This is a genomic window from Brevundimonas sp. Root608, from assembly GCF_001427825.1.
In the GTDB taxonomy this organism is placed as follows: Bacteria; Pseudomonadota; Alphaproteobacteria; order Caulobacterales; family Caulobacteraceae; genus Brevundimonas.
This window is the reverse complement of sequence record NZ_LMGT01000004.1, coordinates 140,086-161,949: the sequence shown is the minus strand read 5'-3', so window position 1 is coordinate 161,949 and position 21,864 is coordinate 140,086. Positions and strand designations below refer to the sequence as shown.

The 21,864-nt window shown below is 69.6% G+C and carries 19 protein-coding genes; 11 read left to right on the top strand and 8 right to left on the bottom strand.

Annotation, left to right across the window (positions count from 1 at the left end; all coding sequences use genetic code 11):
- The first annotated feature begins 7 nt into the window (after positions 1 to 7).
- The 10 genes from ASD59_RS07100 (at position 8) to ASD59_RS07055 (ending at position 12,986) form a co-directional block, all read left to right on the top strand.
- Positions 8 to 1,186, top strand: coding sequence for an LptF/LptG family permease (locus tag ASD59_RS07100; RefSeq protein ID WP_235561747.1), 1,179 nt, complete (start codon positions 8 to 10; stop codon positions 1,184 to 1,186).
- Positions 1,183 to 2,310, top strand: a complete 1,128-nt coding sequence (gene lptG, locus ASD59_RS07095) for an LPS export ABC transporter permease LptG (protein WP_055830258.1) — start codon at positions 1,183 to 1,185, stop codon at positions 2,308 to 2,310. Before ASD59_RS07100 ends, lptG begins: the two co-directional genes overlap by 4 nt.
- 39 nt (positions 2,311 to 2,349) lie before the next feature.
- Positions 2,350 to 4,788: an LPS-assembly protein LptD gene (locus ASD59_RS07090; RefSeq protein WP_055830256.1), complete on the top strand. Its 2,439-nt coding sequence runs from the start codon at positions 2,350 to 2,352 to the stop codon at positions 4,786 to 4,788.
- Between the two features lie 97 nt (positions 4,789 to 4,885).
- Positions 4,886 to 6,223, top strand: a complete 1,338-nt coding sequence (locus ASD59_RS07085; RefSeq protein ID WP_200943749.1) for a peptidylprolyl isomerase — start codon at positions 4,886 to 4,888, stop codon at positions 6,221 to 6,223.
- A complete protein-coding gene (pdxA, locus tag ASD59_RS07080) occupies positions 6,223 to 7,233 on the top strand; it encodes a 4-hydroxythreonine-4-phosphate dehydrogenase PdxA (RefSeq protein WP_055830254.1) in 1,011 nt (336 codons plus the stop codon). The genes ASD59_RS07085 and pdxA overlap by 1 nt, the downstream gene beginning before the upstream one ends.
- A 232-nt stretch (positions 7,234 to 7,465) precedes the next feature.
- Positions 7,466 to 7,819, top strand: coding sequence for an endonuclease domain-containing protein (locus ASD59_RS07075; protein ID WP_055830252.1), 354 nt, complete (start codon positions 7,466 to 7,468; stop codon positions 7,817 to 7,819).
- A 123-nt stretch (positions 7,820 to 7,942) separates the two neighbouring features.
- Positions 7,943 to 8,752: a 16S rRNA (adenine(1518)-N(6)/adenine(1519)-N(6))-dimethyltransferase RsmA gene (gene rsmA / locus ASD59_RS07070; RefSeq protein ID WP_055830250.1), complete on the top strand. Its 810-nt coding sequence runs from the start codon at positions 7,943 to 7,945 to the stop codon at positions 8,750 to 8,752.
- A 112-nt stretch (positions 8,753 to 8,864) separates the two neighbouring features.
- Positions 8,865 to 10,631 carry a hypothetical protein gene (locus ASD59_RS07065; RefSeq protein WP_156376962.1) on the top strand — a complete coding sequence of 589 codons (1,767 nt, stop codon included), beginning with the start codon at positions 8,865 to 8,867 and terminating at the stop codon, positions 10,629 to 10,631.
- A gap of 439 nt (positions 10,632 to 11,070) precedes the next feature.
- Positions 11,071 to 11,604 (top strand): hypothetical protein, encoded by a 534-nt coding sequence (locus tag ASD59_RS07060; RefSeq protein WP_055830246.1) that lies wholly within the window; start codon positions 11,071 to 11,073, stop codon positions 11,602 to 11,604.
- Between the two features lie 14 nt (positions 11,605 to 11,618).
- The gene (locus ASD59_RS07055; protein WP_156376961.1) at positions 11,619 to 12,986 is read left to right on the top strand and encodes a DNA-packaging protein; all 1,368 of its coding nucleotides are present in this window, start codon (positions 11,619 to 11,621) and stop codon (positions 12,984 to 12,986) included.
- On the opposite strand, the gene gmk is transcribed toward ASD59_RS07055, so the two are convergent.
- From gmk to ASD59_RS07015, 8 genes are all read right to left on the bottom strand, one after another.
- Positions 12,983 to 13,624: a guanylate kinase gene (gene gmk, locus ASD59_RS07050; protein ID WP_055830242.1), complete on the bottom strand. Its 642-nt coding sequence runs from the start codon at positions 13,622 to 13,624 to the stop codon at positions 12,983 to 12,985. The genes ASD59_RS07055 and gmk overlap by 4 nt on opposite strands.
- Positions 13,614 to 14,495, bottom strand: coding sequence for a YicC/YloC family endoribonuclease (locus ASD59_RS07045; protein ID WP_055830240.1), 882 nt, complete (start codon positions 14,493 to 14,495; stop codon positions 13,614 to 13,616). The genes gmk and ASD59_RS07045 overlap by 11 nt, the downstream gene beginning before the upstream one ends.
- Positions 14,492 to 15,661, bottom strand: a complete 1,170-nt coding sequence (mltG, locus tag ASD59_RS07040; protein ID WP_055830238.1) for an endolytic transglycosylase MltG — start codon at positions 15,659 to 15,661, stop codon at positions 14,492 to 14,494. The genes ASD59_RS07045 and mltG overlap by 4 nt, the downstream gene beginning before the upstream one ends.
- On the bottom strand, positions 15,662 to 16,942 hold the full coding sequence (gene fabF, locus ASD59_RS07035; RefSeq protein WP_055830236.1) for a beta-ketoacyl-ACP synthase II: 1,281 nt from the start codon (positions 16,940 to 16,942) through the stop codon (positions 15,662 to 15,664).
- 107 nt (positions 16,943 to 17,049) lie between these two features.
- Positions 17,050 to 17,289 carry an acyl carrier protein gene (locus tag ASD59_RS07030; protein ID WP_055830235.1) on the bottom strand — a complete coding sequence of 80 codons (240 nt, stop codon included), beginning with the start codon at positions 17,287 to 17,289 and terminating at the stop codon, positions 17,050 to 17,052.
- A gap of 339 nt (positions 17,290 to 17,628) precedes the next feature.
- Positions 17,629 to 18,369 carry a 3-oxoacyl-[acyl-carrier-protein] reductase gene (fabG, locus tag ASD59_RS07025; RefSeq protein ID WP_055830231.1) on the bottom strand — a complete coding sequence of 247 codons (741 nt, stop codon included), beginning with the start codon at positions 18,367 to 18,369 and terminating at the stop codon, positions 17,629 to 17,631.
- Positions 18,370 to 18,533: 164 nt separating this feature from the next.
- Positions 18,534 to 19,481 carry an ACP S-malonyltransferase gene (fabD, locus tag ASD59_RS07020; protein WP_055830230.1) on the bottom strand — a complete coding sequence of 316 codons (948 nt, stop codon included), beginning with the start codon at positions 19,479 to 19,481 and terminating at the stop codon, positions 18,534 to 18,536.
- Between the two features lie 321 nt (positions 19,482 to 19,802).
- Complete coding sequence (locus ASD59_RS07015) at positions 19,803 to 21,209, bottom strand: FAD-binding oxidoreductase (RefSeq protein WP_055830229.1); 1,407 nt, start codon at positions 21,207 to 21,209, stop codon at positions 19,803 to 19,805.
- Positions 21,210 to 21,409: 200 nt separating this feature from the next.
- On the opposite strand from ASD59_RS07015, the gene ASD59_RS07010 reads away from it, so the two are divergent.
- A complete protein-coding gene (locus ASD59_RS07010) occupies positions 21,410 to 21,850 on the top strand; it encodes an NUDIX hydrolase (protein WP_055830226.1) in 441 nt (146 codons plus the stop codon).
- The last annotated feature ends 14 nt before the right edge of the window (positions 21,851 to 21,864 follow it).

Here is a 21,864-nt window from a genome sequence, read left to right as displayed (position 1 = left end):
GTATTAGATGCTCTCCCTCGCCGCCGCCTGCAACGGGCGATTTCTCCTGAACATGACCCTGATCCAAGGCTATCTTTTCCGGCAGATCGCCCGTCCCGTCGTCGGCGCGTGCGCCGCCCTGACCGGAATCGGCATTCTCAGCCAAAGCCTGGATCAGCTCGAGGTCATCGTCGAACGGGGCCAGAGCGTCTGGGTCATGATGAAGCTGACCCTGCTGGCCGTGCCGCAGTTGCTCGCGGTGATCGTGCCCATCGGCCTGTTCGTCGGCGCCTTGATCGCCCTGACCCGGCTGCAGCGCGAGCAGGAGCTGACGGCCGTCTTCGCCTCGGGCGTGACCCGCTGGCAAGCGATCCGGCCGGCGATCCGGCTGGCGACCATCGCGGCCTTGGCGACCCTGCTGATCACCACGGTCCTCATGCCCTGGGGCCAGCGTCAGGCCCGCGCCGAGGCCTTCGCCATCCGCACCGACCTGGCCGCCGTGCTGATCGAGGAGGGGCGCTTCGTCCAAGGGCCCAACGGCCTGACCGTGTATGTCCAGCAGATCGAGCAGAACGGCCTGCTCAAGAACCTGTTCGTCTATGTCGACGAAGGCGACAAGGTCACCACCTGGGATGCGGCCGAGGCGCGGTTCGGCCGGATCGACGGAACCCCTTTCCTGACCCTGGTGAACGGATCGCGCCAGAGTTATTCGTCCCGCGGAGTCCTTGAATACATCTCGTTCGGCCGCACCGTGGTGGACCTTTCACCCTATGCCGACGTCACGGACCGAATTCGCTACAAGCCGTCGGACCTGTACCTGCCGCAGCTGTTCAACCCGTCGCCGCAGGACCTCGAGAGCGTGGGGTCGGCCGGCGAACTGAACGCGGAGGGCCATTCGCGGCTTTCGGCCCCGCTCTACGCACTCATGGCCATGGCGATGGCCCTGACCGCGATCATGGGCGGCCAGTTCAGCCGGACCGGCTACAGCCTGAGAATCGCCAAGGCCGCCGCGGCGTTCCTGATCGTCCGCGTCGCCGGCTACGGCATCGTTTCGGCCAGCGCCTGGAACGGCTGGCTGAACGTGTTCCAGTATGTGCTGCCGATCGTGGCCACGGCCATCTCGCTGAGACTTCTGTTCCGGGCGCTGAAGCCGCGACGCAGCCGGGCCTGGCCCGCCCTGGACCGGCTGAAGGCGAGGTTCGCATGAGCCGGATCGCCCTGCCCGTCCCGCGGCTGCGTCTGGGCCGCATTGAACGCTACGTCCTGGTCCAGCAGGCGCGATCGCTGGCCATCGCGCTGGGCGTGATCGGCGCCCTGATCATGCTGATCGATTTCGTGGAGATTTCCCGCGGCGTGGGATCCGACGTCGATCTGTCGGGCGTCCGCATTCTCGGGCTGATGCTGCTGAAGTCCCCGCAGGTGATCCTGCAGTTGCTGCCCTTCGTCTTCCTGTTCGGGACGCTGGCGGCCTTCGTCGGCCTGAACCGGCGCAGCGAACTGATCGCGATGCGGGCGGCCGGCGTGTCCGCCTGGCGATTCGTGCTGCCGGCGGCGGGCGCGGCCTTCATGTTCGGCGTGGCAACCGTCGCCGCCCTGGGACCGCTGGCGGCGTCCGCCGACGGCCTGTTCCAGCGCGAGCGGTCCCGGCTGTCGGGTTCGGCGGCGGCGGGCGCGACCGAACAGGCCGTGTGGATTCGCGAGGGGGACGATACGCGGCAGATGGTCATCCGCGCGGCCCGGCAGGATCGCGCCAACGCCCGCCTGCTTGGCGTCAGCTTCTTCATCTACACCAACGACGGCGCGGGCATGCGCACCTTCTCGGAACGGATCGACGCCGCCTCGGCGACGTTGGCGGCCGGACGGTGGCGCCTGGTCGACGCGGTCGGGGCCCAGATCGGCCAGCGGGCGGTGCAGTACGCCACCCTGGACCTGCCTTCCAGCCTCGCGGACGACGAGGCGTTCGAGCGATTCGCCCGACCCCAGTCCACCTCCTTCTGGTCCCTGCCGGCCCAGATCGCGCGCGTCGAGGACGCGGGCTTCTCGTCCACCGCCTACCGGCTGCGCCTGCAGCAACTGCTGGCCACGCCCCTGATGTTCGCCGCCATGTCGATCCTCGCCGCGGCGTTCTCGCTGAGGCTGATGCGGCTGGGCGATCTGGCGAAGATGAGCGTCGCCGCCGTGGTGCTGGGGTTCGGCTTCTTCTTCGTCAACCAGGCCGCGTCGGCCTTCGGCTCGGCCGAGGTCATCCCGCCGTGGCTGGCGGCCTGGCTGCCGCCGTTGCTGACGGCGCTCGCCGCCTTCACCTTGCTGTTCTATACCGAAGACGGCTAAGCGAACCCCCGCCCCGTCCGCCATCCAGAGTGAATTTGCATGCAGCGTGACCGCCGCGCGCCCGACACGGCAGCCCTGCGCCGCCGGCTCCTGGCCGGGGCGGCCGCCGTCGCCCTCGCCGCGTCAGGCTCTGCCGCCTTCGCGCAGACAACGGCCGCCCCCGCCCCGCCCCCCTCGCCCGTTCCGGCGCCGACGGGCCCGGACGGGCTGACGCCCGACGCCGTCTACATCGAGGCCGACGTCGCGGCCCGGGCCGGCGACGTGATCTCCGCCAGCGGCGCGGGCGAAAGCCGGGTGCTGGCGCGCTTCCGGGGCGCGACCCTGAGGGCCGGCGACGTCAGCTATGATCTCTCGTCCGGCGTCGCGACGGCCAATCGGCGGGTGGAGTTCACCGATCCGGGCGGGACGGTGATCTTCGCCAGCCGCCTCGAGCTCGATTCAGACCTCAAGGCCGGGGTCGCCGTCGATTTCGCCACCCGCTTCACCAACGGCGCCAGCCTGATGGCGGCCACGGCCGTGCGCCGCAGCGAGAACGTCAACGAGCTGAACTACGCCATCTTCACGCCGTGCCCGATCTGCGACGCCGAAGGCAATCCGAAGGAACCCAGCATCTCCATCCAGGCGGAGAAGGTGGTTCAGAACGAGGACCTGCGAGCGATCCTGTACCGCAACGCCCTGTTCCGCGTCGGCGGCGTGCCGGTCTTCTACCTGCCGTTCTTCGCCCATCCGGATCCGACGGTTGAGCGCGCGTCGGGCTTCCTGGTCCCGATACCCAGCTACGACGAGGGCCGGGGTCTTAGCCTGGAGGTTCCCTACCTGCACGTCGTCTCGCCTTCGGAAGACTGGCTGATCAGTCCCCAGTTCAACACCGATGTGGCTCCCCTGCTGAACCTGCAGTGGCGGCGCCGGTTCGCGAACGGGACGGTCGTGGCCCGCGCCGGCTATACCTATGAGGAGAATTTCGGGGATTTCGACGGTCCCGACCCGGACAACCTGCCCGACATTCCCATCGCAGCCGAGCACCGCAGCTATCTGCTGGCTCACGGCCGGTTCGACCCGGACGGCCCCTGGCGCGGCGGGTTCACCGCTGAACGCACCTCGGACAAGACCCTGTTCGACCGGTACGACATCCGCGATCCCTATCAGGACAACGGCCTCTACTATGGCGATCGCCGCCGTCTGATCAGCCAGGTCTACCTCGAGCGCCAGACCCTCCGGTCCTACCTTTCCATCGCCGCCTTCGACATGCAGAGCCTTCGCGTCGCGGTCCCGAACGTCGACGCGCCGGGCCTGAACATATTCGAGAGCGACGACAGCCTGCCGTTCGTCGCCCCGTTGATCGAGGCCCGGTGGGAACCCGACGGGCCGGTGCTGGGCGGGCGCCTGAGGCTGCGCGGCGCCGCCGTTTCGCTGTACCGCGACGCCTATGTCGGCAGTCCGGTTCTCCGGCCCGAGATCGTCCCGACCGGCTCAATCGTGGGCCTGCCGGGTGTGGACAGCCGCCGCGTCTCCGGCCAGGCCGAATGGCGTCGGGCCCTCACTTCGCGGGCGGGCGTGCGGTGGGAGCCGTTCGTCGACGTGCGCGCCGACGCCTATTCCGTCGGCGACCTGCCGCCGATCCTGGGCCTTGACGACGAAACCATCACCCGCACCCGCGCCACCGCCGGCCTGGACGTCAGCTATCCCCTGATCCGGCGCATGGGCGACAGCGCCGACCTGATCCTCGAGCCGATGGCGCAGATATCCGTATCGACCGATCCGGACCTCGACGCGCGAATTCCCAATGAGGACAGCCAGACGCTGGAACTGGACGAGAGCTCGCTGTTCCGGATCGACCGTTTCCCCGGCTACGATCTGCTGGAGGGCGGACTGCGCTTCACGGCGGGTATGCGCGCCACGCTGCGCTGGGACCAGGGCCGGCAGGCGAGCCTGTTCATCGGCCGCAGCCTGCGAGACGCTGAACAGCCGGCCTTCCGGGTTCCCGTTCCGGATGCGCCGACGCAGGTCTACGACCCCTCCGGACTGGCGTCGGACACCTCGGACTGGGTCGTCCAGGGCAGTTTCTCCCCCTCCGACCGGATTCGCGGCTGGGGCCACGCGACGATCGATTCCTCGGGCGAGATCCGCCGGGCCGAGACGGCCGTGGACGGCCGCTGGGGCCGCCGTAACCTGGCCACGGTCAGCTACATCATCGACCGGTCCAACCCGGTCGCCGGACCGCTGAATCGCAACTATGAATTCGTCCAGCTTTCGGGCCAGCAATTCCTCTACGGCAACTGGGGCGTGGCCGCCGCCGGCATCGCCGACCTCGAGCGCGACGTGATAACCCGCTCGGAAATCGGACTGCTGTTCGACGACGATTGTTTCCGGTTCGAGCTGGGTTGGCGGCGCGACAATACCCGCGTCCGCCCGACGGGGCCTTCGGAGGGCGTCTATGTGCGCCTAAACCTCGCCACTTTCGGCGGTACAGGGTATTGACGCAGCGACAGGCGCTGGACGCCGCGCGGCCCGGGGGCGCGCGGGAAGATTATCCGGATCAAATCCGGCCAACGCCGCTTGAGGAATACGGACTGACATGGGTTTGACGCGTTACATGACGGGCGTGGCGATGGCCGCCCTCCTGGCCGGTACGGCCGTGGCCCAAACCGCCCCCGTGCAGGCTCCGGCCGCGGCGGGATCGCTGAATCCGGCCGCCGAGGCGGCTCCGGCGCCGGCTCCGGTCGCGCCCGCGTTCCAGATGTCCGACGGCATCCTGGCCACGGTCAACGACAGCGTCATCACCGGGTTCGACCTGCGCCAGCGCATGCTGCTGTTGATTGCCATGACCCAGGTCCAGCCGACGGCCGAGAATATCCCCGCCATCCAGCAGCAGGCGCTGAACCTGCTGATCGACGAGCGACTGCAGGCCCAGGAGCTGACCAAATACGAAGACCTGGTGGTCAGCGACGAAGACGTCGACCGGGAGCTGGCCGCCATGGCCCAGGAAGTGGGCGCCGCGCCCGCGACCTATCTCGACTTCCTCGCCCAGGGCGGGATTCGCCCCTCGACCCTGCGCGAACAGCTCCGGACCCAGATCGGCTGGTCCCAACTGGTCGGCGGCCGCTTCCAGAGCCGTGCCCGGGTCAGCAGGTCGGCGGTGGACGCAGCCCTCCGCCAGGCCGGCGAGGCGGCGTCGAAGAAGCAGTATCTGATCGGCGAAATCTATATCGAGGCCAGCCGCGTCGGCGGCCAGCAGGCCGCGTTGAACGGCGCCACGCAGCTGGTGCAGCAGATGGTTCAGGGCGCGCCCTTCCAAGCCGTCGCCCAGCAGTTCTCGGCCGCCCCCTCGGCCACCCGCGGCGGCGACGCCGGTTGGGTCGTGGAAGGCACCGTCCAGCCCGCCCTGCAGCAGGCCCTCGATCAGCTCGACGTCGGCCAGCTGTCGCGCCCCATTCCGGTCGATGGCGGCGTCTATATTGTCTATATGCGCGACAAGCGGGACGGGGCGTCGGCGAGTCTGGTGCAGATCAAGCAGGTGATGATCGAGCTGCCGGAAACCGCGACCGAGGCGGATGTGGCCGCCGCCACGGCGCGGCTCGAGGCCCTGCGGCCCCAGCTGACCTGCGATACGATGCTGCAGCGCGCCACCTCCGAACAGGGTCTGCTGGGCTCGGACCTCGGCGAGGCCGATGTCCAGAACCTCGCGCCGCAGTTCCAGCAGGTCGCCCGCTCGGCCGAGGTCGGCTCGATCAGCACCCCGGTCCGCACCCCGCTGGGCGTCCATCTGCTGGCCGTCTGCGGACGCCGGGCCGGCGGCATCGAGGCGCCCGACGCGCGCGCCGTCGAGAACCAGCTGTTCCGTCAGAACCTCGCCACCCTGGCCCGGCGCTACATGCGCGACCTGCGTGAGGACGCCCTCATCGAGATGAAGTGATGACCGGCCCCGCGCCGCTGGCCCTGTCGATGGGCGAACCGGCGGGCGTGGGACCCGAGATCATCGCCGCGGCCTGGACGGCGCTGAAGACCAGCGGCCCCGTCTTCGCCGTCGTCGGCGACGCCGCCCTGCTGCGCGCCCAGGGCCAGCCGGTCCAGACCGTGCTGTCGCTCGCGGACGCCCCGGCCGTGTTCGGCCGCGCCATCCCGGTGCTGGACATTCCCCTGCCCGCCGCCGTCGCGCCCGGACGGCCCGAGGCCGCCAACGCCGGCGCCGTGGCCGACTGGATCGAGCAGGCGGTCAACCTGGCCCTGTCGGGCGAGGCCTCGGGCGTGGTCACGGCCCCGATCGCCAAGGCCCCGCTCTACGCCGCCGGCTTCCGCTTTCCGGGCCACACGGAGTTCATCGCCGAACTGACGGCCGACATCCCCTTCGCCGGCACGCGCGGGCCCGTCATGATGCTGACGGCGAAGGACCTGCGCGCCTGCCTGGTCACAATTCATTCGCCGCTGGCCGAGGTCCCCGCGCTGATCACCGTCGAGCGGGTGTGCCGCACGGCGCGGGTGGTCCACGAGGCGATGAAGCGCGACTTCGGGATCGCGGCCCCCCGGCTGGCGCTGGCGGCGCTGAATCCGCACGCGGGCGAAGGCGGCGCGATCGGTCTGGAGGAGATCGAGGTGCTGGGCCCGGCGGCGCGGGCCCTGCGCGCCGAGGGGATCGCCATCACCGACCCCCGGCCCGCCGACACCCTGTTCCACGACGACGCCCGCGCGACCTATGACGCCGTCCTGTGCCTGTATCACGACCAGGCCCTGATCCCGGTCAAGACGCTGGACTTCTGGGGCGGGGTCAACACCACCCTGGGCCTGCCCGTGATCCGCACCTCGCCGGACCACGGCACCGGTTTCGACATCGCCGGCGAGGGCCTGGCCCGGGCCGACAGCCTGATCGCGGCGGTGCGGCTGGCGGGGGAGATGGCGGCGGCGCGGGCCGGGGTGGTCAGTGGTTAGTGGCTGGCGGCTGGTGGATCCTTCTCCCCTTGGGGGAGAAGGTGGCCCGGAGGGCCGGATGAGGGGAAGGCCCGACCCGGACCGGCTGCGGCGCCCGAGCTTGCGAGCCCCTGCAGGGCCCGGTTTCCTTCCCGGAGGAAAAGGGGAGGAACGACAATCTCAGGTTTGTAAGGGGTAGCCATCGCCACGCCCGCTCGCCATCATCCGGCGATCCGAGAATGGAGCGAAGGCGATGTTCCAGACCCAGCCGCGGACGCGTCAGGCGAGGCGTATGCGCGCGGACCTCACCGGCGCGGAGGCGAGGTTGTGGGCCATGTTGCGAGGACGGCGCTTCGAAGGTCTGAAGTTCCGGAGACAAACTCCGGTGGCGGGCGCGATTCCTGACTTCGTGTGTCCGGAGATCAGACTTGTGATTGAGCTGGACGGCGGAATTCACGACCTGAAGGCCGCTGAAGACGCCGCCCGCGACCTTCGCCTCGCTGAGGCGGGTTTCACGGTGCTGCGGTTCAGGAACGAGGCGTTCCTGCGCAATCCCGGGATCATTCTGGCCGCAATCCGCGAGCATGCCGTCGTGTGGAAGGTTTGATCCGTTTTCCGCAGGCCGGCGGGAAAAGGGTTGGCGCCGAGCCTGCGGCGGGCTTACCCCTCATCCGGCCCTTCGGGCCACCTTCTCCCCCAGGGGGAGAAGGATTGTTGATGCGGACCTGATGTGACCGACCTCCCCACGCTCCGCGAATCCCTCGACGCCCACGGGCTGTCGGCGAAGAAGAGCTTCGGCCAGCATTTCCTGCTGGACCTGAATGTGACGCGCAAGATCGTGCGTCTGGCCGGCCCGTTCGAGGGCCGCGCGGTGATCGAGATCGGCCCCGGCCCCGGCGGCCTGACCCGGGCCCTGCTGGAAGGCGACGCCGGCAAGGTGGTTCTGGTCGAGAAGGATCCGCGCTTCCTGCCCCTGCTGGCCGAGCTGGACGATGGTTCGGGGCGTCTGGTCGTGGTCGAGGCCGACGCCCTGAAGGTGCGCGAGGCCGATCTGGTCGAGGGGCCGGCGCATGTGGTGTCGAACCTGCCCTACAACGTCGGCACGCCGCTGCTGATCAAATGGCTGACGGGGCCGTGGCTGCCGCACGCCCTGACCCTGATGTTCCAGAAGGAGGTGGCCGAGCGCATCGTGGCCGCGCCCGGAGACGACGCCTACGGCCGTCTGGCGGTGATCAGCCAGGCGGTGTGCGAGGCCCGTCTGGTCATGCACCTGCCCGCCGCCGCCTTCACGCCGCCGCCGAAGGTGGCCAGCGCGGTGGTGCATCTGGTTCCGCGCGTGGACCGGCCGGACGCGGAGACGCTGAAGCGGCTGGAACGGGTGACGGCGGCGGCGTTCGGGCAACGGCGCAAGATGCTGCGGTCCAGTCTGAAGACCCTGGGCGGGGCGGCGTTGTGCGAGGCGGCGGGGATCGAGCCGGATGCGCGGGCGGAAGTGGTGGACGGACCCGGCTTCCTCAGGCTGGCGAACGCGCTGGCCTGAAAAGGCCCGCAAGTCTCGTATCACCGATACGTGGATTGTGCTCAACCACAGCGCGTGCTCATATTCTTCAGGGAGCGCCGGTTTGACGCCGGCAGAGGGACAGGAGCGCGTCTTGCACAAATCCGTTTGCTGCGTTCCGGCCATGCTGGCCGGCTTGGCAATGGCCGGGTCAGCCGCGGCGCAATCGCCGGCCCCGTTCAGCGCGCGGCTGAACAGCGCCAGCCAGCCGCTACTGAGTTATCCGATCGAGCAAAGCTTCACTGAGTATGTGCGCGATTGCAGCGGTCAGATCCCGCTGACCATACGCAGACCCGGCCTATTAGGCTCGACACGGCAGGTGTCGGCGATCGACCCGCGTATCATCGGGCGGCTGAACCTGACGGCGAATCCGACGATCCTGAAGGATCTCGAAATGAGCCTCGGCCGGGTGTTCGGCCATGTTTACAGCTCACGGGATGTGAGCGCCGCCACCTTCGAGAACAAGAACTTCCTTCGGCTGACCTATGAGGACAGGGACAAGATTCTCCAACCCGGCTTCCCCTCGACCCGGCTGGAAGCCAGCTGCATCAGCATCCTGGCCGGAGCCTTGAGCGCCAACGCCGACTTCGCCTTCCCGACGGCCACCCTGCAAGCGGCGCTGGAGGCGGAGTCCAGGAGCGACAGCCGATCAACGATGGAGGTCGTCCGCGGCCGCTTCAACTCGCCCGTCTGGGAAATGTGGGACGGATCGACGATCGAAAACATCGATCGCGCGCGGCACAAATTCTACGCGGGCATCCTGTTCTGGGACTGGTACATCCCGGGGCCCGGCAACCGGTCTCTGCTGGAGTATTTCGATGGAACCGTCATCTACCGGCAGACACGGACCGAGACTGACCAGCAGACCGATGCGGAAGCCTCTGGCCGCCTCAACATCCCCATGTTCACCGCGGCGGCCTCAGTCGACGGCGAGTTACGGCAACAGTCATCCTATGCGCTCGAGGATTTCCATGTCCTGATCGACACGCCACGCACCGGAGCGCCGGCCACCACGGGTTGGCGAGCCTTCCCGGACCTCGCAGCGATCGTAGCCGCCGTCGAGAACGCTTCGCCTGCAGAGCTTTCAGCTCCCGACGGCCCGATGATCGACCCGACGCAGCCCAAGATGTTGCATGCCGACATCCAGTCCCTGCCCGCCGCCTATTGCAACCGTTCATCCTGGCAAGTGCGCGATAGCCGATCCGCGACCGGGCCCAGCTCGCAGCTGGCCTTCGCGAGCGATCCCCTGCAGGTGCGCAAGGACAACCTGACCGTTTGCCGGTTCCAGATCAGCTATACGCCGACGGCCTCCACGACCACGGGCGATGTGGCCTTGACCCCCTTCCTGGCAAGCGCGAACGAAAAGAGCCAGCAGCGCCTCTGGCTCAAGCTCGGAGACGTCACGCTGACGCGAAATGCGGGGCCCGAGCTTCACCGTCTCAGCCAGCAGGGACCATCCGTCTATCCGGTGAACGGCTCCATTCCGGAAGCGTCGGATATCCAATGGAGCATCCGGTTCCAGCTGCGAAACATCGGGTCCTACAACGACACCGACCGGATCATTCTGGATAATCTGCGGCTGGATTGCGCGGACGTGATGACCAACGGCGCCGAGTTCGCAGCCACGTTCGACGGCCCCCTCACAGGGTCGTCGAGAACGCTGGTCCTGACGATCCGCAACCGGTTCCAGGGAGCGTTAGCCACGCCGTTCGACACGGTCCAATGCCCGGTGACGGGCGAGGTTGGCTACAGGTCGCCCTCGGGAGCGATGCTCTGGCGGCGGGTCGAAAACCTTACGGTGAACTTCCCGCAGCCCCGCCCCCAGCAGCCCATGGCCGCCCCAGCAGCGAACCGACCCTGAGAGCCGCCAGCAAAAAAGGGCCGCCCCCTCGCGGGAGCGGCCCTTCCATTGTCAGCCGGCGAACGGCTTCGTCAGGCGACAGACCCCGCCAGAGGGGAGGCCGGGCTCATCCGACGGGCCGCGCGCGGCGTGAGACAATGAGACATTCGACCACCTCCTTTCGTTGTTGAAACAGTGCGTTGGAGATAGGCGCCGTCCGGTCGCGGTCAAGAGGCGGCGCCGCGCGCACCTTGCGGTCGCCGACCCGGGACAATCGCGGCTCGATATCCGCGACATCCGGCCCGTGACAGGGGCGACATCAGCCATATCCGCGACAATTGCCGGCAATCCGCCGCCAGCCAGACAATTCTCTCAGATCACGCCTTTGATCCGAAGGGGTTTTCCCGCCGAAACAGCGTCATGAACCCGCCGCAGGAAGCGGCGGCCCGATAATGGCGGGATGGAAGAGACAGGCAGGAAACGCCGCCGAAATCCCTACCGCATCCGCCGCGAGGAGGTCTGGACGCTGGTCCGGGCGCGGTATCTGGCGGGCGAGAGCGCGCCGCGGCTGGCCGAGGTGTTCGACGTGACCGAATACGCGATCCGGCGGCGGATCACGCGCGAGGGATGGAGCAAACGGTCGCTGGCCGAGGCGACGCCGGTCTGTCCCGCCGACGCGGGTCTGGCGGAGGCAGTCGTCGGGCAGATCGACGGGGATCTGACCCCGCGCGAGGCGGCGCGGCTGGCGCTGGGCGAGGCGGTGAAGCTGTTGCGCGAGGGGCGGATGACGCTGGCCGGCGAGGCTGCGCGGGTGGCCGACGTGCTGGGACGGGCGGCGGCGCGGCTGGACGGGACGGCCCCGGAGGATCCCGGCGAGCCTGACGAGGCGGCGTTCGAGGCGGTGCGGCGGAAGCTGCTGGGCGAGGATTGGGGCGGTGGCCCCTCCACCGCTTCGCGGTCCCCCTCCCCGCACAGCGTGGAGGAGACGGTTTGAACCTGGAGGTGCGATTGGCCGCCCTGTCGCCGGCGGAGCGGCAGATACTCGGCGCCGACTGGACGAAGGCGGCGCATCAAGGCCAGAAGCCGCCGGAGAGCGACTGGCGCACCTGGCTGGTGCTGGGCGGGCGCGGCGGGGGCAAGACGCGGGCGGGCGCGGAATGGGTGGCGAACCGGGCGCGCGACGGCTCGCCGGGCGGCGGGCGGATCGCCCTGGTCGGACAGAGCCTGCATGACGTGCGCGAGGTGATGATCGAGGGGCCGTCGGGCCTGTGCGCCCTGCCCCGCTACGCCATCGGCGGACGGCCGCAATGGGAGGCGAGCCGGCGGCGGCTGGTGTGGCCGAACGGGGCGGTGGCGATGGTGTTCTCGGCCGAGGATCCGGAGTCGCTGCGCGGGCCGCAGTTCGGGGCGGCGTGGGCGGACGAATGGTGCGCCTGGCGCAAGCCCGAGGCGACGCTGGCCCTGCTGCGGATGGGATTGCGGCTGGGGCGGCGGCCGCAGCTGGTGGTGACCACGACGCCGAAACCGATGGCGGCGCTGAGACGGTTGCTTAAGGAGGCGGGGCTGGAGCGGACGGACCTGCCGACGCGCGTCAATGCGGGCAACCTCGCCCCCGCGTTTCTGGACGGACTGGAAGGTCTGTACGGCGGCACCCGGCTGGCGGCGCAGGAGCTGGACGGACGGGTGGTCGAGGGCGACGGGGCGCTATTCACGCTGGAGATGATGCAGGCGGCGCGATTTCCCTCCCCTTCATGGGGAGGGACGGCGAGGCCGCAGGCTGAGCCCGGGTGGGGTCAGAAAGGGCCTGGGTGCGGACATGCGGGCCCCACCCTGTCGTCGCTGCGCGCCGACATCCCTCCCCACAAGGGGGAGGGAGAAGGCGCGTTCGAGCGCGTCGTGGTGGCCGTCGATCCGCCGTGCTCGACCGGGGGCGACGCGTGCGGGATCATCGTCGCGGGCCGGAAGGGCGGCATGGCCTGGGTGCTGGCCGATCGGACGGTGCGCGGGCGGTCGCCGCAGGGCTGGGCCCGGGTCGTGGCGCGGGCGGTCGAGGCGTTCGGGGCCGTTCGCGTCGTGGCCGAGACCAACCAGGGCGGGGAGATGGTCGAGGCCGTGCTGAAGACGGCGGGCGTCGGCTGCCCGGTGAAGCGGGTGCATGCGCGCTTCGGCAAGCGGGCCCGGGCCGAACCGGTGGCGGCCCTCTACGAACAGGGGCGGGTGCGGCACTGCGCCGACCTGGCCGAACTGGAGGAGGAGCTGATGGGGCTGGGCGACGCCGGCGGCGGCAGTCCCGACCGGGCTGATGCGCTGGTCTGGGCGGTGACGGACCTGCTGATCGACGGAGCGGGCGCCGGGCCCTCGGTCCGCGTGCTCTAGACCGCCTCGTTCAGCAGGGCGTCACGCCAGGCGTCGACCCAGACGTTGCGGAACCGCCGCGAGCGTTCGGCGTGGTAGATGTGGGCCAGTTCGGCGTAGCTGCGGTCGAAGTCGTCGTTGACGAAGATATAGTCGAAGTCGCCGCAGTGCTCGATCTCGCCCTTGGCGTTGGCGATGCGGCGCTCGATGACCTCGTCGGCGTCCTGGGAGCGGGTGACGAGGCGGCGACGGAGCTCCTCGAGGCTGGGCGGCAGGATGAAGACGCGGACGGCGTCCTCGGGGCATTTGCGGGCGATGTCGCGGGCGCCCTGCCAGTCGATGTCGAACAGGACGTCGCGCCCTTCGGCCAGGGCGCGGTCGATGGGGGCGCGCGGGCTGCCGTAGCGGCTGCCGTGGACGTCGGCCCATTCGAGGAAGGCGTCGGCGTCGATCATGCGCTGGAATTCGGCGTCGTCGACGAAGTGATAGTCGCGGTCCGCCACCTCGCCCGGCCGGATGCCGCGCGTGGTCATGGAGACGGACAGCTCCAGCCCGCCGTGGTCGGCCATCAGGCGGCGGCACAGGCTGGTCTTGCCGGCGCCCGAGGGGCTGGCGACGATCAGCAGGACGCCGCGGCGGGGCGTGCGTTCATTCGACATTCTGGACCTGTTCGCGCAACTGTTCGATGCCGGCCTTCAGCTCGAGGCCGATTCCGGTGAGCGCGGTCGTAGCCGATTTCGAGCAGAGGGTGTTCGCCTCTCTCATGAATTCCTGCATCAGGAAGTCGAGTTTTCGCCCGGCGGGGGGTTGCTGCAACAGGGTCCGGGCCGAGGCGACGTGGGCCGTCAGCCGGTCCAGCTCCTCGCGCACGTCGGCCCGGGTCGCGAGGGCCGCCGCCTCGAGGAAGATCCGGTCCTCAAGGCCGGGGGCGTCGGGAGCCAGTTCGGTCATGCGGCGGCTGAAACGCTCGCGGATGGCGTCGGTCTGGGCCGAGGCCCCGGTTTCGGCCTGGGCCACCAGTTGCTCGATCCGGTCGATGAAGTCCGTGATCACGGGCAGAAGCTGGCCGCCCTCGCGGTCGCGCGACAGCTTGAGGGCGTCGAGGGCCTGGTCGATGGTGACGGCCATGGCGGCCTCGACGGCGGCGCGGGCCCCGGCGTCGTCGGCCTCCTCGGGCGCCTCCAGCACGCCGCGCAGCGACAGCAGGCCGTCGGCCGAGGGCGGGGTCGCCCCCTCCTCCGCCAGTTGATTGGCGAGGGACAGGTAGCGGGCGAGGATGTCCTGGTTGACCTTGAGCGAGGCGGCGCCGAGCTCGCGCCGGGTCTGGATTCCGACGGTGACCTGACCTCGGCTCAGCCGGGCCTGGGCGGAGGTCCTGGCATGACGCTCGAGGGTGTCGAAGCCGGGCGGCCCCCGGAACCGGACCTCCAGATTGCGGCCGTTGACCGAGCGGGCCTCGACCGACCAGGTCCAGTCGCCGTCGGACCCGTCGGCGCGGCCGAAGCCGGTCATGCCCGAGATCCGGCTCATCGCGCCGGCGCCGGCGCGGCCGGCGGTATGCTGATGACCCGCGCGCCCGGCGGCACCGTCACGCCCGGAGGGACGGCGGCGCCGGAGGCGGCGTCCGGCGGCGCGTTGGGGACGCCGGGAACCGTGCCGGGCACGGCGGGCGGGGCCGCCTCGGGCGGCAGGCCGGCCTTGCGGCGCTCGATCTCGCGCCAGCGGGCGACATTGGCGAGATGCTCGTCGAAGGTGCGGGCGAAGACGTGGCCGCCGGTGCCGTCGGCGACGAAGAACAGCTCGTCGCTGCGGGGCGGATTGAGGACGGCGGCGACCGCGTCGCGGCCCGGATTGGCGATGGGCGTCGGGGGCAGGCCGTCGATCTGATAGGTGTTCCAGGCGGTGGCCCGGTCCAGTTCGGAGCGGCGGATGCCCCGGCCCAGCGGGCGGCCGCGGGTGATGCCGTAGACGATGGTCGGATCGCTCTCCAGCCGCATGCCCGCGCGCAGGCGGTTGGTGAAGACGGCGGCGACGCGCGGGCGCTCCGCCGCGAGGCCCGTCTCCTTCTCGACGATCGAGGCGAGGATCATGGCCTCCTCGGGCGTGCGGACGACCGTGGTGGGGCTGCGGGCGGCCCACAGCCGGGCCAGGTTCTCGTCGCGGGCGCGGCGCATGCGGGCGATCACCGAGTCGCGGGTCTCGCCGCGGCTGACCTCATAGGTGTCGGGCCAGAGCGAACCCTCGTCCGGCGTGCCGTCGACCGTGCCGATGAGGATCGGCTGGTTGTTGAGGATGTCGACGGCCTGGGCGGAGGACCAGCCCTCGGGCAGGGTGACGTAGTGGCGGACCACCCGGCCCTCGACCAGGAGGACGATGACCGAGCGCAGGGAGGCCTTGCTCGGCACCTCATATTCGCCGGCCCGCAGCTTGCGGTCCGCGCCGGTCAGGGTGGCGGCCGCCTTGAACATGTCGGTCGAGCGGATCACCCCGGCGGATTTCAGGGTCGCGGCGATGGCCGAGACGCCCGCGCCGCTGGGGAGGGTGACGATGGTCGCCGGCTGACCGCCGCGCGCCGACGGGCCGGGCGCGTAGAAGACGCTCCAGGCCGCGACCAGGGCGGCGATGATGAACAGGCTGACGGTTCCCGTCGCCGCCACGACGGCCGTCTTGCGGCCTGAACCCCGTTCGATCCCCACCTAGCCCACCTTCCGGAAGATGACGGTGGCGTTGGTCCCGCCGAAGCCGAAGCTGTTCGACATGGCGACGTCGATCTCCATCGGCTGGCCCCTGTCCCGCACCATGTTCATCGGGGTCTCGCGCTCGGGATTGTCCAGATTGATGGTCGGCGGCGCGATCTGGTCGCGGATGGCCAGGATGCAGAAGATGGCCTCGATGGCGCCCGCCGCTCCCAGCAGGTGGCCGGTCATGGACTTGGTCGAGGACAGGGCCACGTTGGGGGCGTGGTCCCCCATCAGCTTCTCGATCGCGCCGGCCTCGATCCAGTCGGCCATGGTCGACGTGCCGTGGGCGTTGACGTAGTCGATGTCGGAGACGTCGATCCCGGCCCGTTTCACCGCCATCTGCATGGCGCGATAGCCGCCCTCGCCGTCCTCGGCCGGGGCGGTGATGTGGTAGGCGTCGCCGCTCATGCCGTAGCCGATGACCTCGGCGTAGATGGTCGCGCCGCGCGCCTTCGCGTGTTCGTATTCCTCCAGCACCACGATGCCCGCGCCCTCGCCCATGACGAAGCCGGAGTGGTCCCTGTCCCACGGCCGCGAGGCCTTTTCGGGCGTGTCATTGTACGCCGTGCACAGAGCCTTGCAGGCGAGGAAGCCGGCGATGCCGATGGGGACGATGGAGCTTTCCGCCCCGCCCGCCACCATGACGTCGGCGTCGTCCATCATGATCATCCGCGCCGCGTCGCCGATGGCGTGGGCGCCGGTGGCGCAGGCCGTCACCACCGAGTGATTCGGGCCCTTGAGGCCGTGCCGGATCGAGATCTGGCCCGAGGTCAGGTTGATCAGGGCGGACGGGATGAAGAAGGGGCTGACCCGGCGCGGGCCCTGTTCCTTGAGGATGATGGCGGTGTCGGCGATGGGGCCGAGGCCGCCGATGCCGGAGCCGACCATGACGCCGGTGCGTTCGCGCTGTTCCTCGGTCTCGGGCTTCCAGCCGGCGTCGGCCAGGGCCTCGTCGGCGGCGGCGATGGCGTAGACGATGAAGTCGTCGACCCGCTTGCGGTCCTTGGGCGACATGACCTTTTCATGGTCGAACACGCCGGGCTGGCCGGGCGCGCCGCCGCCGCGGCCGTCCACGGACGGGATTTCCCCGGCGATGGTGCAGCCGTAGCCCTCGGTGTCGAAGCTGGTGATCGGACCGATGCCCGACCGCCCCTCGAGGATGCCCTTCCAGTTATGGTCAACGCCCCAGCCGAGGGGGGTGAGAAGACCGAGGCCGGTGACGACGACACGGCGCATGAGCGCTCCTCGCTACAGAATCCTGACCGCAAACAGTAATGGCCGCCGGGCGACCCCGCTAGGGGCGCGCCACGGCGGCCATCAAAGCCGTTCTGAAGTGGAGGCGATCAGCCCGCCAGCTTCTCGTCGATGAACTTCACGGCGTCGCCGACCGTCTGGATATGCTCGGCGGCGTCGTCGGGGATTTCGATGTCGAATTCTTCCTCGAAGGCCATGACCAGCTCGACGTTGTCGAGCGAGTCGGCGCCCAGATCGTCGATGAAGCTGGCCTTTTCAACGACCTTTTCCGGATCGGCGTCCAGGTGGTCGATGACGATCTTGCGGACGCGTTCCAGGGTGTCGGACATGGGTGTCTCTGCTTTCAGGGCCGCCACGGCGGCTGTTGTCTCAGTCACTGCCGTATGACGGCAGCGGCGACGGTGCAAGCCTTCAACGAAGACTCAGACCCGTCGGTTGCTTGGCCTTTAGCACAGCCGCGAGGGCTAGAAATAGCCCTGTGACGCCTTGTCGGAGGCGCCGTCCCAAACTTCCTTCTCTGCTCCGGGGGAGAAGGTGGGCGGCGAAGTCGCTCGGATGAGGGGGATGTCCGAGACAAGCCGGCTGCCGGACAGTCGGGCGCGGACTTACCCCTCATCCGCCCCTCCGGGGCGCCTTCTCCCCCAGGGGGAGAAGGAATTCACTGCGTCCTAGATCATCGCCATCCCGCCGTTCACGTGCAGGGTCTGGCCCGTGACGTAGGCGGCTTCGTCGGACGACAGATAGACGGCGGCGGCGGCGATCTCGTCGCCCGTGCCGAGGCGGCCGGCCGGGATGTTCTTCAGGATCGTCTCGCGCTGGGCATCGTTCAGCACATCCGTCATTGGCGAGGCGATGAAGCCGGGGGCGATGCAGTTCACCGTGATCCCGCGCGAACCCACTTCCTGGGCCAGCGACTTGGAAAATCCGATCATGCCGGCCTTGGAGGCCGCATAGTTGGTCTGGCCCGGGTTGCCGGTGACGCCGACCACCGAGGTCACGCCGATAATCCGGCCCGAACGGCGCTTCATCATCCCCTTCATCGCGGCGCGCGACAGGCGGAAATAGCTCTCCAGGTTGATCCGGATGACGTCCTGGAAGTCCTCATCCTTCATCCGCATCAGCAGGCCGTCTTTGGTGATGCCGGCGTTGGCGATCAGGATGTCCAGCGGCGCGCCGGCGACGTCCTCGGCGCGGGCGATCAGCCCGTCGACCGATTCAGGGTCCGACAGGTTGGCGGCGGCGGCGAAGGCGCGCTCGCCCAGTTCTTTCGCCAGATCCTGCAGCACCGCCTCGCGGGTGCCGGAGAGGACGACGGTCGCGCCCTGGGCGTGCAGGGCGCGGGCGATGGCCCCGCCGATGCCGCCGGTGGCGCCGGTGACGAGGGCGGTCTTGCCGGTGAGATTGAACATGGGTGCCTCTTCTTCTTCTTCCGTCATCCTCGGGCTTGACCCGAGGATCGGACTGTCAGGGTGCTCCCAGCCAGGCGGCTGGAGCGAGTTTTCAGGGCCATCCGAGGCGCCGAGCTTGCTCAGACCTCTGATCCTCGGGTCAAGCCCGAGGATGACGGCGGAGACTATCCAAACGACGAGGCGAACGCTTCCAGCTCTTCCGGGGTGTTCAGCGACACGCTCTCCGCGTCGGGCGCGATGCGTTTGGCCATGCCGGTCAGGACCTTGCCCGAGCCGATCTCGGCGAAACGGGTGACGCCGCCCTCCCCGGCCATCCATTCCATGCTCTCGCGCCAGCGCACGCGGCCGGTGACCTGTTCGACCAGCAGGCGGCGGATGACCTCGGGATCGGTTTCCGGCCGGGCGGTGACATTGGCGACGACGGCGACCGAGGGGGCGACGAGGGTCGCCGTGGCGAGGGCCGCGGCCATCTCGTCGGCGGCGGGCTGCATCAGCGGGCAGTGGAACGGCGCCGAGACGTTCAGGAGAATGGCGCGGGCGCCGAGTTCCTTGGCCTTCTCGATGGCGCGGTCGACGGCGGCCTTGTCGCCCGAGATGACGATGTTGCCGGCGTTGTTGTCATTGGCGACCACGCAGACGCCGACCTCTGACCCGGCCTTCGCCGCCTCTTCCGCCAGCGCCAGATCGGTCTTCGGGCCGATCAGGGACGCCATGGCGCCCCGGCCCACCGGCACGGCGCGCTGCATGGCCTGACCGCGCAGCTTCAGCAGCCGCGCCGTGTCTGCGAGGGAGATCGCGTCCACGGCGCACAGGGTCGAATATTCGCCCAGCGAATGGCCGGCGGCCCAGGTCGCCCTGGCCAGATCGAAACCGAACTCGGTCTTCAGCACGCGCATCGCCGCGACGGACACGGCCATCAGGGCGGGCTGGGCGTTTTCGGTCAGGGTCAGCTGGTCTTCGGGCCCCTCGCGCATCAGCTGGCTGAGGTTCTGGCCCAGAGCCTCGTCGACCTCGGCGAAGACGGCGCGGGCCGAGGCGAACGCGTCGGCCAGGGCGGCGCCCATGCCGACCGACTGGCTGCCTTGTCCCGGAAACAGCAGGGCGAGGGTCATGAGGGGCTCCGGCGGTGTTGAATCGAGGCGGAGGGGTAGGACGATCAGGCGGGCGGGGCAAGCGGGGCCTGCCGGAGCCCTCCCCGACCCGCGAAGGTTCATCACAAGGGACACGAAGGATTCACAAAGGACACGACGGGGCCGGCGGACCCGCATCTCCCGTCAGGGAGACGCAAAAGAGTCCGATGGCGGGCAAGCGCCCGCGGAAGGCGGAGAGGGGCTCGCTCTCGTCGTGTCCTTCGTGTCTCTTCTTCGTGTTCGTTGTGATGAACCAGCCCCGTCGGCCGAAAGCGCAGACCGCGGAGCCCGGCCCTCCGGACCCTAGAACAGCACCGCCGGGTTCATGATCCGGTGCGGGTCGATCGCGGCGCGGACGGCCTGCATGGTCTGGATTTCCAGCGGCGACTTGTAGCGGCGCGCCTCGTCCGTCTTGAGCCGCCCGAGGCCGTGCTCGGCCGAGATGGAGCCGTCGTAGCGGGCGACGATGTCGTGGACCACCTCGGAGCCCTCGGCCCAGCGGGCGAGGAAGGCGGGATGGTCGCCGCCGGGCGGGCACAGGACGTCGTAGTGGATATTGCCGTCGCCGACGTGGCCGAAGGCGCTGACCCGCGCTCCGGGGTGGAAGCGTTCGACGGCGGCCGTGGCTTCCTCGAGGAAGTCGGCGATACGGGACACGGGCACCGAGACGTCGTGCTTCCAGCCGCCGCCCTCGGGCTTCTGGGCGGCCGACTGTTCCTCGCGCACCTTCCAGAAGGCGGCGCGCTGGGCGTCGTTCTGGGCGATGGCCGCATCGGTGACCAGGCCGGTCTCGAAGGCGTGGGTCAGCAGCCGCTCCATGGCGGACTCCGCCCCGCCCGGTTCGCCGGAGACCAGTTCGATCAGGACGTACCAGGGCGGCGTGGTGTCCAGCGGCTCGCGCGTGTCGGGGATGTTGGCGAGCACGAAGCCCATGCCGATCCGCTTCATCAGCTCGAACGCCTCGACGCCGCCTCCGGTCTCTGACTTGGCGCGGGCCAGCAGGTCGATGGCGGCGACGGGCGTGTCCAGCCCGACCATGGCCGTCGCCCGGCTGCGCATGACCGGGAACAGCTTCAGGGTCGCGGCGGTGACGACGCCGAGAGTGCCCTCGGCGCCGATGAGCAGCTGTTTGAGGTCATAGCCGGTGTTGTCCTTCCGCAGCCGCTTCAGGCCGTGGAAGATCCGGCCGTCGGGCAGGACGGCTTCAAGACCCAGCACCAGGTCGCGCATCACGCCGTAGCGGATGACAGCCGTGCCGCCGGCGTTGGTCGAGACCACCCCGCCGATGGTCGCCGTGCCCTCGGCCGCGAGGCTGAGCGGGAACAGCCGGTCCGCCGCGGCGGCGGCCTGCTGGGCTTCGAGCAGGGTGACGCCGGCCTCGACCGTCATGGCGTCGTCCAGCGGGGTGACGTCGCGGACCGCCCGCAGCTTGCGGGTCGACAGCAGCACCTCGCCGTACGGAATCTGGCCGCCGACCAGGCCGGTGTCGCCGCCCTGGGGGGTGATGGCGACGCGGTGTTCGGCGCAGACGGCGACCAGCCGGGCCGTCTCCTCGGTCGAACGGGGCGTCAGCATCAGCGGCGTATGCCCCTGCCAACGGTTGCGCCATTCGGTCAGCCACGGCGCGATTTCGTCGGGATCGTCGGTCCAGCCGCCGGGGCCGGCGGCGGATTTCAGGGCTTCGAGCGCGGCGGCGGAGGGCGGGATCATGCGCCCCTTGTCTCAAAGCAACGGGTCTCGCGCCACCCCCAACACCGCCATCCCCGGGCTTGTCCCGAGGACCAATTCGCCGTCGCGCGGGCAAGTCAGAGACCCGCAGGACGTCCAGGGCGCCCCTTGGCCGAAGGTCCGAGGCCGCGGAACCACGGGGCCCCGGGACAAGCCCGGGGATGACGGGATAAGGAGGATCGATGACGACCGCCCTTCCCTCGCCCGTTCCCGCCGTCGGCGTCGTCTGCCTGCGCGGCGACGCGGTGCTGCTCATCCGGCGCGGGACGCCGCCGCGGCAAGGGGAATGGAGTCTGCCGGGCGGGCGGATCGAACCCGGCGAGCGGGCCATGGACGCTGCGTTGCGCGAACTGCGCGAGGAAACCGGAATCGAGGCCGAGATCACCGGCCTGATCGACGTGGTCGACGGCGTCTTTCCCGAGGCCGGACGGCATTATGTCCTGATCGACTACGCCGCGCGCTGGATATCGGGCGAACCGGTCGCCGGCGACGACGCGATCGCGGCGCGGTTCGTGGCGCTGGACGAGATGAAGGCGCTGGTGGCCTGGCCCGAGACGCACCGGATTATCGCGCTCGCCGTGGCGTCCCGCGATTTGGGACGCGACCCGCGTTCTGCGACGTGACAAGGTCAAGCTTT

Coding starts and splice junctions, on each gene's coding strand:
- fabD (WP_055830230.1), bottom strand. CDS start 19,481: ATGACCCTCGCCCTGCTGTTTCCGGGACAAGGCAGCCAGTCGGTCGGC.
- gmk (WP_055830242.1), bottom strand. CDS start 13,624: ATGTCGAATGAACGCACGCCCCGCCGCGGCGTCCTGCTGATCGTCGCC.
- fabG (WP_055830231.1), bottom strand. CDS start 18,369: ATGTTCAATCTCACCGGCAAGACCGCCCTCGTCACCGGCGCCACCGGC.
- ASD59_RS07090 (WP_055830256.1), top strand. CDS start 2,350: ATGCAGCGTGACCGCCGCGCGCCCGACACGGCAGCCCTGCGCCGCCGG.
- ASD59_RS07075 (WP_055830252.1), top strand. CDS start 7,466: ATGTTCCAGACCCAGCCGCGGACGCGTCAGGCGAGGCGTATGCGCGCG.
- ASD59_RS07030 (WP_055830235.1), bottom strand. CDS start 17,289: ATGTCCGACACCCTGGAACGCGTCCGCAAGATCGTCATCGACCACCTG.
- ASD59_RS07010 (WP_055830226.1), top strand. CDS start 21,410: ATGACGACCGCCCTTCCCTCGCCCGTTCCCGCCGTCGGCGTCGTCTGC.
- fabF (WP_055830236.1), bottom strand. CDS start 16,942: ATGCGCCGTGTCGTCGTCACCGGCCTCGGTCTTCTCACCCCCCTCGGC.
- ASD59_RS07100 (WP_235561747.1), top strand. CDS start 8: ATGCTCTCCCTCGCCGCCGCCTGCAACGGGCGATTTCTCCTGAACATG.
- lptG (WP_055830258.1), top strand. CDS start 1,183: ATGAGCCGGATCGCCCTGCCCGTCCCGCGGCTGCGTCTGGGCCGCATT.
- ASD59_RS07060 (WP_055830246.1), top strand. CDS start 11,071: ATGGAAGAGACAGGCAGGAAACGCCGCCGAAATCCCTACCGCATCCGC.
- pdxA (WP_055830254.1), top strand. CDS start 6,223: ATGACCGGCCCCGCGCCGCTGGCCCTGTCGATGGGCGAACCGGCGGGC.
- ASD59_RS07015 (WP_055830229.1), bottom strand. CDS start 21,209: ATGATCCCGCCCTCCGCCGCCGCGCTCGAAGCCCTGAAATCCGCCGCC.
- ASD59_RS07045 (WP_055830240.1), bottom strand. CDS start 14,495: ATGAGCCGGATCTCGGGCATGACCGGCTTCGGCCGCGCCGACGGGTCC.
- ASD59_RS07085 (WP_200943749.1), top strand. CDS start 4,886: ATGGGTTTGACGCGTTACATGACGGGCGTGGCGATGGCCGCCCTCCTG.